Source organism: Nostocoides sp. F2B08, assembly GCF_009184895.1.
Taxonomy (GTDB): Bacteria; Actinomycetota; Actinomycetes; order Actinomycetales; family Dermatophilaceae; genus F2B08.
This window is the reverse complement of sequence record NZ_WESE01000005.1, coordinates 99,608-112,229: the sequence shown is the minus strand read 5'-3', so window position 1 is coordinate 112,229 and position 12,622 is coordinate 99,608. Positions and strand designations below refer to the sequence as shown.

Annotated in this window: 10 protein-coding genes and 1 pseudogene; 3 read left to right on the top strand and 8 right to left on the bottom strand. The window is 72.2% G+C overall.

Features of this window, described 5'->3' with window-relative positions; all coding sequences use genetic code 11:
- Positions 1-14: 14 nt before the first annotated feature.
- The 4 genes from GA707_RS13080 to GA707_RS13065 form a co-directional block, all read right to left on the bottom strand.
- Entirely contained in the window at positions 15-665 is a 651-nt protein-coding gene (locus tag GA707_RS13080; protein WP_152178889.1) for a class F sortase, read from the bottom strand.
- A 62-nt stretch (positions 666-727) separates the two neighbouring features.
- On the bottom strand, positions 728-1,591 hold the full coding sequence (locus tag GA707_RS20900; protein ID WP_193315329.1) for a hypothetical protein: 864 nt from the start codon (positions 1,589-1,591) through the stop codon (positions 728-730).
- 185 nt (positions 1,592-1,776) lie between these two features.
- On the bottom strand, positions 1,777-3,015 hold the full coding sequence (locus tag GA707_RS13070) for a geranylgeranyl reductase family protein (protein WP_152178888.1): 1,239 nt from the start codon (positions 3,013-3,015) through the stop codon (positions 1,777-1,779).
- A 76-nt stretch (positions 3,016-3,091) separates the two neighbouring features.
- On the bottom strand, positions 3,092-4,474 hold the full coding sequence (locus GA707_RS13065) for a cystathionine beta-synthase (protein ID WP_152178887.1): 1,383 nt from the start codon (positions 4,472-4,474) through the stop codon (positions 3,092-3,094).
- Between the two features lie 74 nt (positions 4,475-4,548).
- Between GA707_RS13065 and GA707_RS13060 the strand changes: the two genes are divergently transcribed.
- Complete coding sequence (locus tag GA707_RS13060; protein WP_152178886.1) at positions 4,549-6,246, top strand: acetolactate synthase; 1,698 nt, start codon at positions 4,549-4,551, stop codon at positions 6,244-6,246.
- 105 nt (positions 6,247-6,351) lie between these two features.
- On the opposite strand, the gene GA707_RS13055 is transcribed toward GA707_RS13060, so the two are convergent.
- The 3 genes from GA707_RS13055 to GA707_RS13045 are packed head-to-tail and all read right to left on the bottom strand — an operon-like array spanning position 6,352 to position 9,384.
- Positions 6,352-7,914 (bottom strand): acyl-CoA carboxylase subunit beta, encoded by a 1,563-nt coding sequence (locus GA707_RS13055; RefSeq protein ID WP_152178885.1) that lies wholly within the window; start codon positions 7,912-7,914, stop codon positions 6,352-6,354.
- Positions 7,907-8,305 carry a thioesterase family protein gene (locus GA707_RS13050; protein WP_152178884.1) on the bottom strand — a complete coding sequence of 133 codons (399 nt, stop codon included), beginning with the start codon at positions 8,303-8,305 and terminating at the stop codon, positions 7,907-7,909. Before GA707_RS13050 ends, GA707_RS13055 begins: the two co-directional genes overlap by 8 nt.
- 23 nt (positions 8,306-8,328) lie before the next feature.
- Positions 8,329-9,384, bottom strand: a complete 1,056-nt coding sequence (locus GA707_RS13045; protein ID WP_193315328.1) for a hypothetical protein — start codon at positions 9,382-9,384, stop codon at positions 8,329-8,331.
- On the opposite strand from GA707_RS13045, the pseudogene GA707_RS21815 reads away from it, so the two are divergent.
- Together GA707_RS21815 and GA707_RS21335 are read left to right on the top strand one after the other, a co-directional pair.
- A pseudogene (locus GA707_RS21815) lies at positions 9,383-10,204 on the top strand (DUF222 domain-containing protein); the annotation flags it as partial. The gene GA707_RS13045 and the pseudogene GA707_RS21815 sit on opposite strands and share 2 nt — an antisense overlap.
- A gap of 44 nt (positions 10,205-10,248) precedes the next feature.
- Entirely contained in the window at positions 10,249-10,833 is a 585-nt protein-coding gene (locus tag GA707_RS21335) for an HNH endonuclease (protein WP_226963801.1), read from the top strand.
- A gap of 22 nt (positions 10,834-10,855) precedes the next feature.
- Here the strand turns inward: GA707_RS21335 and GA707_RS13030 are convergent, their stop codons facing one another.
- Positions 10,856-12,565, bottom strand: a complete 1,710-nt coding sequence (locus tag GA707_RS13030) for an ABC-F family ATP-binding cassette domain-containing protein (protein ID WP_152178880.1) — start codon at positions 12,563-12,565, stop codon at positions 10,856-10,858.
- Between the last annotated feature and the right edge of the window lie 57 nt (positions 12,566-12,622).

Sequence of the window (12,622 nt, the reverse complement as noted above, 5' to 3'; positions counted from 1 at the left end):
AGCGTAGTGGTGCGCTAAGGCGTGTACGTTCCCTCGAGGGTCGCGAAAACCACCGTGTTGTCCTCCCGGGAGGACAGCCGACCGTCGATCTCGCCCGAGCAGGTGATCAGCGCCAGCGCCGCGCCGGGTGGCGGGCTCTCGAGCACCGCGCGCAGTGCGTCCGGGTCGGACTTCGAGATGCCCGTGACCACGTCGGCGACGACGTAGCGCGCGATGACCTCCGCGCCGCCCGCGGTGCGCCCGGTGATGCCGACGGGGACACCCGGATCCAGGTCCGGCAGGTCGTCGAACACCGCGGAACCGAAGGCCTTCGTGTGGCCGAGCACGACCGCGAGACCGTCCGAGCCGGGCATCGGCCCTTCCTCCCACCACACCGTGGTGTGCGGGCCGCCGGGTACCGGGAACGTCGAGACCACGTCGCCGGTGAAGGGGTTGGGCTCCTCGGTCGCCGGGGCCGGTTCGACGATCGTCCGCACCCCGATGGCGGGGATGTGGATGCGCGTCGGGGTGATCGGTCCCGTCGCGACGGGTGACCCTGCACCTGGGTCGACGATGACGGCGGGGGCGGGCGTCGCATACCGGAGCGCGCGGAGCGTGTCGCCCGCGAGGAGGTATGCGCCGGTCGCCCCCGCGACCAGCGCCAGGGCGAGGAGGAGGGCGGCCATGCGCACGCGGGCAGACGTCGACGCCGGCCCGGTGTCGGGCCGGCGTCGAGCCGGGGTGATCGTCAGTGCCGGGCTCCCCGCAGGAGGCGCACGGCGGCGAGGAGCAGGCCGGCCGCGATCGCGAAGAGCGAGAAGATCCCGGTCGTCTGGGTCGGACCCAGGTCGGTCGGTGCGGCACCCGGGGTGTCCGGAGTCGTCGTGGACGTGACGGGCGGCGTCGTCGTCACCGGCGGCGTGGTCTCCGTCACCGGCGGCGTGGTCTCGGTCACCGGCGGCGTGGTCTCGGTCACCGGCGGCGTGGTCTCGGTCACCGGCGGCGTGGTCTCGGTCACCGGCGGCGTGGTCTCGGTCACCGGCGGCGTCGTCTCGGTCACCGGCGGCGTGGTCTCGGTCACCGGCGGCGTCGTCTCGGTCACCGGCGGCGTCGTCTCCGTCACCGGCGGCGTCGTCTCGGTCACCGGCGGCGTCGTCTCCGTCACCGGCGGCGTCGTCTCCGTCACCGGCGGCGTCGTCTCCGTCACCGGCGGAGTAGTGGTGGAGGTGCCATTGCCCGGTGGCGTCTTCGGGCACGTGGGGCCGTCATCGTCATCATCGTCGTCGTCACCCTGGACGACGGCAATCACGTAGGAGCGACCCTGGGCGTCATTGAAGAACCCCCCGACACCCGCGCCGTCGGTGGCGTTGACCGAGACGGAGATGGGGTTCTTGCCGGGGCCGAGGCGCTCGTCGTCCCCGGGAGTGCCCACGTATTTGCAGACCCACACCCGGTGGCTGTCCGCGCTGGCGACGCCGCTGAACACCGCGCCGACGATGAACAGGATCAGGGCGGCCACCACCACGAGGGCGACCGCGCGGACGACGGGCGGGTGGAGTGGCGCGGGCGTGGAGGGCGTGGGAGAGACAGGTGGCCTGGGCGTGGACGGCATGACGACCCCTTCGACGGGTGAGTGTCTCGACGACCACATGCAACTTTAGTCACATCAGTCACACAAGCATCAGCAGTCACATTAACCACATCGTTACCAAGGTGAGACGGCGCCGAACAGCCTTGCAGGTCACCGGCGCTCGGATAGCCGACGCGTTTTCGCAGGTCGGAGGCGGAGCGGAGGGCTCAGCTGAAGGGAGCGCGCTCGTCGAGCCGGATCGACCGACGACCGGCCCAGCGCCACACCCGAGCGGCCCGGTCGCGGTCCTCCTCGGTCACGAGGTTGCCCATCCACCGCAGCGCGAGCGTCATGAGCCAGTCGGTGCGCATGCCGACCGGGCCGAGCGTCGGCAGCAGTCGGGGAACGGTCACCAGTCCTGCAAGCCGGCGGGCGATCGAGAACGCCTCGCCGTAGTGCTCACGCAGGAGGTCGGGCCAGGCGGTGCCGAGGTCGGCCTTCTCGGCGAGCAGGTCCGCGACGAAACGACCGCCCTCGAGGCCGTAGTCGATGCCCTCCCCGTTCAACGGATTGACACACCCCGCAGCGTCGCCGACGAGTGCCCAGTTCGGGCCGGCGACCCCGGAGACCGCGCCACCCATCGGCAGCATCGCCGAGGTCGGTAGACGCAGCGGCCCCGACAGGCCGAACTCGTCGCGGCGCTCGTCCGCGTAGAACTGCATGAGGGGGCGGAGGGCGACGTCGGCGGGACGCTTCGCGGTCGCGAGCGTCCCCACACCGACGTTGACCTCGCCTCCACCCAGGGGGAAGATCCAGCCGTATCCCGAGAGGATCTCGCCCTGGGTGCCCCGCAGCTCCAGGTGCGACGAGATCCACGGATCATCCGACATCGTCGAGCTCATGTACGAGCGCGCCGCGACACCGTAGGCCGTGTCACGGTGCCAGGTGCGACCGAGCACCCGGCCGAGCTGAGACCGCACCCCGTCGGCCACGACGAGTCGCTCGCAGCCGATCTCGTGGAACTCCTTGCCTCGCCGGAACACGACCCCGCTGACCTTGCCGTCCTGCCACCGGACGTCGACGGCCCGCAGGCTGTCCAACGCCGTGGCCCCGGACTGCATGGCGGCGTCGCGGATCGCGTTGTCCAGGATCGTGCGCGGCACGGCCGACCCCCAGTCGGGGAGAGTCCCGCCCGGCCAGCGCAGGTACAGCGTCTGGCCGAAGCCGTGGGCCCTCAGCCCCTGGTTGTAGGCTCGGCTCCGTGCCCACTGGGCCAGGCCGAGCCGGTCGAGCTCGGCCACTGCGCGGGGCGTCAGCCCGTCGCCGCAGGTCTTGTCTCGGGGGAAGGACGCGGCGTCCGCGACCACGACGTCCATCCCGGCCCGGGCGGCCCACGCGGCGGCGCTCGACCCAGCCGGGCCGGCACCGACGACGAGCACATCGGTGCGGGTGGGCAGGTCGGGCATCACCCCGTCATTGTCGGGGGTCGCAGACCACCCCTCCAAACCGGCGTCAGTCGTCCAGAAGTCAGTCGGCGAGGAGTCAGTCGGCGAGGAAGCTGAGGAAGTCGGCACGGGTGAGCACACCGACGGGCTTGCCGGCATCGACGACGAGGATCGCGTCGCTGCTCTCGAGCTCGTGCCGGGCGGTGGCGATGGACTCTCCCGCCCCGACGAGTGGGAGTCCCGGACCCATGTGCGCGCCGACGGAGTCGGTCAGGTGGGCACGACCTGTGAAGAGGGCGTCGAGCAGGTCGCGCTCGTGGACCGCCCCGGCGACCTCGCCGGACATCACCGGCGGCTCCGCCTTGACGACCGGCATCTGCGAGACCGAGTACTCGCGGAGGATGTCGATGGCCTCCTTGATCGTCTCTCCCGGGTGGGTGTGGACGAGGTCCGGCAGACCCGTGGCCGCGGTCTTGGCGGCGAGCACGTCGCCGACGGTCTCGCCCTTGCTCGCGGCGAGGAACCCGTAGCTGTTCATCCAGTCGTCGTTGAAGATCTTGGACAGGTAGCCGCGACCGGAGTCGGGGAGCAGCACGACCATGACCGCGTCCGCGGGCAGGTCGCGGGCAGCGCGCAGCGCCGCGACGACGGCCATGCCGCAGGAGCCGCCCACGAGGAGTCCTTCCTCGCGGGCCAGCCGGCGAGTCATCTCGAACGAGTCCGCATCCGAGACCGCGATGACCTCGTCGACGACGGCGGGGTCGTAGGCGCCGGGCCAGATGTCCTCGCCCACTCCCTCGACGAGGTACGGGCGACCGCTGCCCCCGGAGTACACCGAGCCTTCCGGGTCGGCGCCGATGATCCGCACCCGCCCGCCGGGCCGGTCGGCGGAGATCTCCCGCAGGTAGCGTCCCGTACCGGTGATCGTCCCGCCCGTTCCGACCCCGGCCACGAAGTGCGTGATCCGGCCGTCGGTGTCGTCCCAGACCTCGGGTCCGGTCGTCTCGTAGTGCGATGCGGGTCCGGCCGGGTTCTCGTACTGGTTCGGCTTGTAGCCGCCCTCGATCTCGCGGGCGAGCCGGTCCGAGACGGAGTAGTACGAGTCGGGGTGGTCGGGCGGCACCGAGGTCGGGCACACGACGACGTCGGCCCCGTAGGCCTTGAGGACGTTGCGCTTGTCCTCGGCCACCTTGTCCGGGCAGACGAAGACGCAGCGGTAGCCCTTGCGCTGGGCGACGAGGGCCAGCCCGACGCCGGTGTTGCCGGACGTCGGCTCGACGATCGTGCCGCCCGGACGCAGGTCACCGCGCGCCTCGGCCTCCTCGATCATCTTCACGGCGATGCGGTCCTTGACCGACCCGCCGGGGTTCATGTACTCGATCTTGGCCAGGACCGTCGCGGCGATGCCGTCGGTCACGGAGTGCAGGCGGACCAGAGGAGTGTGTCCGACGAGGTCGACGATGTGCTCGGCATACTTCACCCCCAGATCCTCACACAGACACGGGTATGCGACGCGCACCACATCTGTGGCTACCAGTGAGTAACATGGCCGCCATGACGCCCGAGGAGACAGCGCAGCCGACCACGGAGACACCCACCGACACCGCCGTCCAGGCCCACGGCGGCTCCCACGCGACGGCCGTGGCCGCAGCGCACGGCGTGGAGACGATGTTCACCCTCTCCGGGGCGCACGTCTTCCCCATGTACGACGCGGCGGCCAAGGAGGACCACGGCATCCGGCTGCTCGACGTACGGCACGAGCAGACGGCCGCCTTCGCGGCCGAGGCGACCGGCAAGCTGACCCGCTCCCCAGGTCTTGCCGTCCTCACGGCCGGCCCCGGAGTGACCAACGGCGTCAGCGCCATCACCCAGGCACACTTCTCCGGCGCGCCCATGGTCGTCATCGGGGGCCGCGCCCCGCTCGCGAGGTGGGGCAGCGGCAGCCTTCAGGAGTTCGACCACGTGCCTCTGCTGTCGTCGGTCACCGTCTCGGCCGAGACGGCCAAGGACACCGGAGACATCGCGGGCGCGACCCACCGCGCGTTCCAGGCCGCTCGGTCGGCGCACCGCGGCCCGGCCTTCCTCGACGTCCACATGGACCACCTGTTCGACCAGAGCGAGTCGGTGCGGCCCGGTCCCGAACCGGCCGCGGACAGGGCCCCCGACACCGACACCGTCGAGCGGATCGCCGCACTCCTCGCGAAGGCCGAGCGGCCCGTCATCGTCCTCGGCACCGATGTGTGGAGCGACTTCGCCGAGGAGGCTGCCCTGCGCTGCGTCGAGGAACTGGGTCTCCCGGCGATCCCGAACGGGATGGGCCGCGGTGTCGTACCAGCAGGCCACCCACTCCTGGTCACCAAGGCCCGCGGTATGGCGTTCAACGCTGCCGACCTCGTCGTCGTCGTCGGCACCCCGCTCGACTTCCGCCTCGGCTACGGCGTCTTCGGCGGCAAGGACGGCGCCACCCCCGCGACCGTCGTCCACATCCAGGACTCCACCGGGCAGCTGAGCCACCACGCGAACCCGGCATTCGCGACGGCCGGCGACCTGGCACGGGTCCTCGACGCCCTCACCGACGCGGTCCAGCGGCAGGCGACCCGGGCCGACTGGACCGGCTGGGCGGGCGCCCTTCGGGAGAAGGCCCAGGCGACGCATACCAAGGACCTGGAGCTGCTCGGCGCCGAAGCGGATCCGATCCACCCGGCGCGCATCTACGGTGAGCTGCTTCCCCGGCTCGCCGACGACGCGGTCGTCATCGGCGACGGCGGCGACTTCGTCTCGTTCGCCGGCAAGTTCGTCGAGCCCAAGCGACCCGGCAACTGGCTCGACCCCGGCCCGTTCGGGTGCCTCGGCGCCGGCCTCGGCGCGGCGATCGCGGCGCGGATCGCCCGGCCGTCCAGCCAGGTCGTCCTCCTCCTCGGCGACGGCGCCGCCGGCTTCAGCCTCATCGACGTCGACACCCTCGTGCGCCACAACCTGCCCGTCGTCATGGTCATGGGCAACAACTCTGCGTGGGCGCTCGAGAAGGGCCCGATGCAGATGATCTACGGCTACGACGTGATCGCCGACCTCGGTCCCCGGACCCGCTACGACGAGGTCGTCAAGGCCCTCGGCGGCGCCGGCGAGATGGTCACCGACCCCGCGCAGATCGGCCCGGCGATGGACCGCGCCTTCGCAAGCGGGGTGCCCTACCTCGTCAACGTCGTCACCGACGTCGAGGCGGCCTACCCCCGGGCGACGTTCGGGGTCTGACTTTTTCTTCCGCGGGAAGGAAAGGTCCACTTCGGGAGGGAACCAATCCTTCCCGAAGTCGTGGTTTCCTTCCCGGAGAGGACGGGACCGCGACTCGACGTCGGCTCACCAGACATCAACAGGGCGACGCCGCGGCCGAAGCCGGCCCTCCGCGTCCGCCGCGTCGAGCAGCCGCGCGATGATCCCGCGTGTCTCGACGGGGTCGATGACGTCGTCGATCTCGCCGTGCCGGGCGACGTTGAGGGCACTGGCGTGCTCCTGCATCGCGGCGGTCAGCTCGCGAACCCTCGCCTCACGCACGTCCGCGTCTTCGATCGCGGCGAGCTCGGCGCGCCTGGCCAGCCGCACCGCACCCTCGAGTCCCATCGGTCCGAGATGGGCGCCCGGCCAGGCAACTGTCATCACCGGGGCACGCGTGCTCCCGCCGAGCATCGCCTGCGCGCCGAGACCGTAGCCGCGCCGCAGCACGACTCCGACGAGAGGGACCTCGATCTGGGCGCACGCGACGAGCAGCCGCGAGGTGTGCCGGACCAGTGCGCTCCGCTCGGCGTCCGGGCCGACCATCATGCCGGGGGTGTCGACGAGTGAGACGATGCCGAACCCGTATGCGTCGCACAGCTGCACGAACCGGGCCCCTTTGTCGCCGGCGTCGGCGGTGATGGCGCCGGCCATGAACCGGGTGTCGTTGCCGATGACCCCGACCGGACGACCCTCGATACGGCCCAGGGCGGTGCACAGCTCCGGCGCGAAGTCCGGCCGCAGGACGGTCACACTCCCCTCGTCGCAGATCCCCTCGAGCACCGGCAGCAGGTCGTATGCGGTGCGCTCCCCCGCGGGCACCGCACCCCGCATCGGGGTCGGGTCGGGTTCGGTCCAGTCTTCCTGCCGCCCGAGGAAGTACCCGAGGAGGTGTCGCGCCGCATCGACCTCGTCCCCGTCGTCGACGGCGAGGTCGACGACACCGTTGCGCGTCATGACGTCCAGCGGCCCCACGGCGGCCGCCTCCACCTGACCCAGACCGCCGCCCGCGATCATCGCCGGCCCGCCCATGCCGAGCGAGGAGCGCGGTGTCGCGACGATGAGGTCGGCGCAGCCGGCGATGACGGCGTTGCCGGCGAAGCAGTTGTCGTTGACCACGGCGACGCGGGGGACCTTGCCGCTCAGGCCCGCCCACCGCGCGAAGGTCGACACGTCGAGCCCTGACACGGTGGGGATGTCGGTGTCGCTCGGACGACCCCCGCCGCCGGCCGCGAAGAAGACGACCGGGAGCCCCAGCCGCTCGACGACGTCGAGGAGGCGGTCCGTCTTGGCGTGGCCGCGCATACCCTGCGTGCCCGCCATGACGAGGTAGTCGTAGGAGACGACGGCGACCGGCCGCCCGTCGACCGTGGCGACGCCCCCGACGACGCCGTCGCCGACGGTCCGGTCGAGCAGGTCGTCGGGGCTGCGGCGCTGCTCCTGGGCGGCGGTGACGAACCGGCCGTACTCGACCAGGCTGCCCGGGTCGACGAGCTCGCCGATGAGCTCGCGGGCCGTGCGGCCGCCGCGGGCGTGCTGGCGTTGTACGGCCTCGGGCCGGGCGCTGTCCTCGGTCAACGCACGCCGGGCGAGGACGGTCACGAGGTCGTCCCGCAGCCCGTGCTGCGGCTCGGCCGTCCCGTCAGTCATCGGCGCGCCCCGCAAGACGGGCCATGAAGCGTTGAGAGTCCACGACGGCCCGGGTCACGACGCCTCGGGCGACGAGGTGGTCGAGGTGGCGGGCCTCGACGGTGAAGGTCACGGTGCGATCGGTCCGCCCCGTCGTCTCCGCGTGGACGACGACGACGTCGCCGACCGCGTTCGGGGCGAGGTGCTCGACCTCGACCCGGGTGCCGACACTCGTGGTCCCGGGGGCCAGGTCGCTCAGAGCCGCACATGTCGCCGCCTCGCACCAGGCGAGCAGGCGGGGCGTGCCGAGGACCGGAAGCGACCCGGAGCCGACCGCCAGCGCGGTGTCGTCCTCGCCGACGGTGAACGACAGCGTGGCGGACTGCGGTGGGGGCGACTGCGGAGCGGGCATACCGGCCATTCTTCCGCGCCTCCTCAGTCCGCGACGGGGCAGGCGTCGCTGGCGTAGAAGGAGGCCAGCCTGGCCCGGACCCGCTCCTCGACGAAGTCCTGCACGGCGGGCTGCTCCATCAGCGGCGTCAGGAGGCGCGTCAGCTCCTCGACCGCCTCATTCCGACCGAGGCCGAGGTCGCGGAGCAGGTCGCCGGGACTGTCGTCAGCGTGGCGGGTCAGCAGCTCGCGCACAGCGCTCTCGACGAACGGGGTGAGCCGCCCGGACCGCCGCGTGTGTTCGACGAGCCCGACCAGCTCTGCGCCGAGCCGCTCGAGGTCCTCGTCGTCGGCCAGCGTCGCGAGTTCCGAGACCCGGCGAGGCGCCAGCTGACCCCACGCCTCCTCGGCCAGCACCCGCAGCATCCGCGCATCCAGGGTGGCCTCGAGGTAGCGGCGGCTCTCCCGCAGAGTCTCGGCGATGTTCGCCTCGACGAACGCGCTCAGCTGACGGTCCACGGCCTGCTCGAGCCCCGGCGCGGCCGTGTTGAGCCCGCGCTGCCCGAAGCGCACGATCGAGGACGCGCCGGGGATGCGCCGAGCGAGCACGTTCTCGGTGAGCACGTAGTCCTTCACCCCGCGGTAGAGCACATGGGCGACCAGACGCCGGTATGCGGTGCTCGCCGTGAGTGCGTCGATGACCTCGGTGCGGAGCCGGTCCAGCCGGGCCGACGCGTCGGCGACGGCGAGCACGTCCTCGCGCCGGGTGAGGTCGCGGACCTTCAGCTCGCTCTCCGCGAACGTGTGCAGAGCCGTGGTGACCACCTCGTTCAGCAGCCTGGTGGTCTCATCCGTCACGGGGGCCTTCTCAACGAGCTCGGCGAGGCTCGCGGCCACCGGCTCGGCGGGCGCGAGGTCGGCCAACCGGACCGAGGCGAGCCACGCATACAGGGCGTCGACCTCCTCGCGGACGGCTGCGGCGAGGCCGCCACTCGACCACCGGTCGAGCTCGAAGCGCACGTGCGCTTCGAGGAGGGCGGCGCGCTGCGGAGCGAGGTCGGAGGACCCCGGGGTGGCGGCCGGGCGGGCACGTCGACTCATGCCTCAACTTCATCAGATCGGCGTTGTCCACAGGGACGCGGCCGGTTCGGAAGCATTGTCGGTGGCGATCCCTAGAGTAGAACGCATGATCGAATCACTCGCGCGGGCAGCCGGCCCGCCAGTCGGATCGGCAGTCGGAATGGAGGAGCTCGAGCTCCTCCTGGCCCGGCTCGCGGCGCCCTCGCCGGCGACGACCGACGCCGAGCGGGTGGACCGCCTACGCGCGATGGAGCGAGTGAAGAATGCCCTTGCAGCGGCGCAGGCGGCCGAGAGCGTTGCCTTCGACGCGTCGCAGCGCGCCGAGCAGATCGAGGCGGGCTGGGGTGAGCACCGCCTCGGCCGCGGCATCGCGGACCAGGTCGCCCTCGCCCGGATGGAGTCCCCGCACAAGGGATCCCGACTGCTCGGGCTGGCCAAGGCGCTGGTCCACGAGATGCCGAAGTGCCTCGCCGCCCTGCAGCGCGGTGAGGTGTCGGAGTGGAGGGTGACGGGTGTGGCGCGCGAGACCGCGCACCTGCGGGTCGAGGACCGCCGAGCCGTCGATTCCGAGCTCGGTCCGAGACTGCACGAGATGGGTGACCGGCAGGCCGCCGGATCGGCGCGAGCGATGGCCCAGCGTCTCGACCCAGCCGGCGCCGCCGAGCGCGCCCGACGGGCGGAACGGGAGCGGCGGGTGTCGATCCGTCCGGCGCCGGATGCGATGACCTATGTGACGGCGTTGCTGCCGATGCGCGAGGGCGTGTCCGTCTTCGCGGCGCTCACCCGGCTCGCCAAGGACGCCCGTGCGGACGGGGACGAGCGCGGCAAGGGCCAGATCATGGCCGACGCGCTCGTCGAGCGGGTCACCGGCCATGCGGTGGGGCCGTGCCGATCCGGATCAACCTCGTCATGTCGGACACCACGCTTCTCGGCCGAGACTGCACCCCGGCCGGCGTTCCGGGCCACGGCACGATTCCCGCCGAGATCGCACGCGCCTGGGTGCGCGCCACGGTCGCTGCGCGGGTCGTCTCCATCGACGACCTCGTCACCGTCCGCCGCCTGTTCACCAGCCCCGACGAGCGCGACCTCGTCGCGATGGAGTCGACGAAGCGCGTCTTCACCGGGCTCCTCAGGCACATGCTCGAGCTGCGCGACCAGACCTGCCGAACGCCGTGGTGTGGGGCGCCGCTACGGCACGGCGACCATGTGCGGCGGAGCGAGGACGGGGGTGTGACGAGTCTGTGGAACGGCCGCGGTGCCTGCATCCGGTGCAACCAGGCTCGCGAGGCCCCCGGATGGACGGCGCACACGTCCAGTGGCATCGACGAGACGCACGAGATCGTCCTCACGACCCCGACCGGGCACGACTACGCATCCCAGGCCCCGCCGCTCGTGCCCGGACGGCCGGTCCGCGCGCCCGGAGAGGCGGTTCGGTCCCGGTCCGGACCGCAGGACGCCCGCGCCGGGTGAGCGATCGCTGGTGAGCGAGCGATCATCCGTCGAGCTCGAGCGTCCGGCCGGCCCACGAGGATCGGAGCCACCGGTCGTGACTCGCGACGACCACCGCGCCCGGGTAGTCCGCGAGCGCCGTCTCGAGCTCGGTCGCGAGCAGCACCGAGAGGTGGTTCGTGGGTTCGTCGAGCAGCAGCACCTCGGGCGGATCGGCAAGGAGCACGGCCAGGTCCAGTCGCCGGCGCTGACCGACGCTCAGCGAGCCGACGGGCCGGTCCACGTCACGACCGGCGATGAGTCCGAGGCTGGCGAGGGGCACGTGTTCGGCCGTCTCTGCTCCGACCGCGGCGGAGTACACGTCTCGGGCGCTCATGGCGCCCTCACGCCACGTGGTCTCCTGGCCGAGGAGCCCACGTCGAACCCGACCATGGACCGTCATGGCCCCGGCGTCCGGCTCCAGGCGACCGGCGAGGACCTGGAGCAGGGTCGACTTGCCGGACCCGTTCGGCCCGGTCACGAGGAGCCGGTCCCGGGCACCCAACGACACGTCCGTCGCATCCAGCCGCCCCGTGACCGCGACGCCGGTCGCGGTCAGGACCGGCCCAGAGGACGCCGATCGCGACGACCCTCCCGACCCGCCGAAGCCGCGGAAGCGCAGCCGCGCCGGAGGCCTGCGGACCTGGTCGCGCTCCAGGCGGGCCAACGCCGTCGCCGCGTCGTTGACCCGGCGCGCGACCACGGTGGCGTTGCGGTCGGAGTAGAACTTCTTGCTCGCCCGCGCCTCGGAGCGTGGCGGTCGGCCCGGATGCCCGACGCTCTGGTCCGACCGCACGCGGGCCCGGAGGCGGCTCAGCTCGGCCTGCTCGTCCCGGTAGCGCCGCACCCAGCGCTCCCGCTCCTCGCCCCGATGCGTCAGGTATGCCGTGAACCCGCCCCCGAACCGGGTCACCCCGAAGCCCGAGCCGGGAGAGTCACCCTGACCCCGGTCCTCCCGAACCGCCGCGTGAGCGACCGGCACGGGATCGAGGTCGATGAGAGTCGTCGCCACCTCGTCGATGAAGGCCCGGTCGTGGCTCGCCACCACCACCGGCCCCGACCAGTCCCGAAGGAGCTCGGCGAGCAGGTCGGTCCCGGCGTCGTCGAGATGGTTCGTCGGCTCGTCGAGCAGCAGCGTCTCCGGTGCCCGGAGCAGCAGCCAGCCGAGGGAGAGGCGAGCGGCCTGACCGCCGGACAAGTCGCATACCCGCCTTTCTCGAGGTGACCGGTCGATGCCGAGACCCGAGACGACGCGATCCACCCGGTGCTCCAGCTCCCACGCGTGGTGCCGGCGAGCCGCCTCGATGGCGACCCCGAGACGGTCGGCGGCGGACTCGTCGCCCTCGGCCAGCAGTCGCGACTCGTGCTCGACCGCGAGAGCGAGCGCGCGGACGGGCGCCACCGCATCCGCGAGGACCTCCGCGACGGTCCAGGCGGCCGGGAACGGCGGCTCCTGGTGGTACAACCCGACGGCGCCCGGCACGGACAGCGAACCCGCGTCCGGAGCATCCAGACCGGCGGCGATGCGCAGCACCGTGGACTTCCCCGACCCGTTCTCGCCGATGAGACAGGCGATCTCACCGAAGGCGACGACGAGGGAGACGTTGGTGAGGACCCGACGGTCGGGGAACGAACGCGAGATGCCGTCCAGGCGCAGGTGGTCGCCGGGCGCCAGGCCGGCACCGCCGAACTGCAGCGGCGTGGAGGTGGACATCGTTCTCCTGAGGACATCGACGGTCCGGTCAGCGACCGGACGACGGACGAGGGGGTG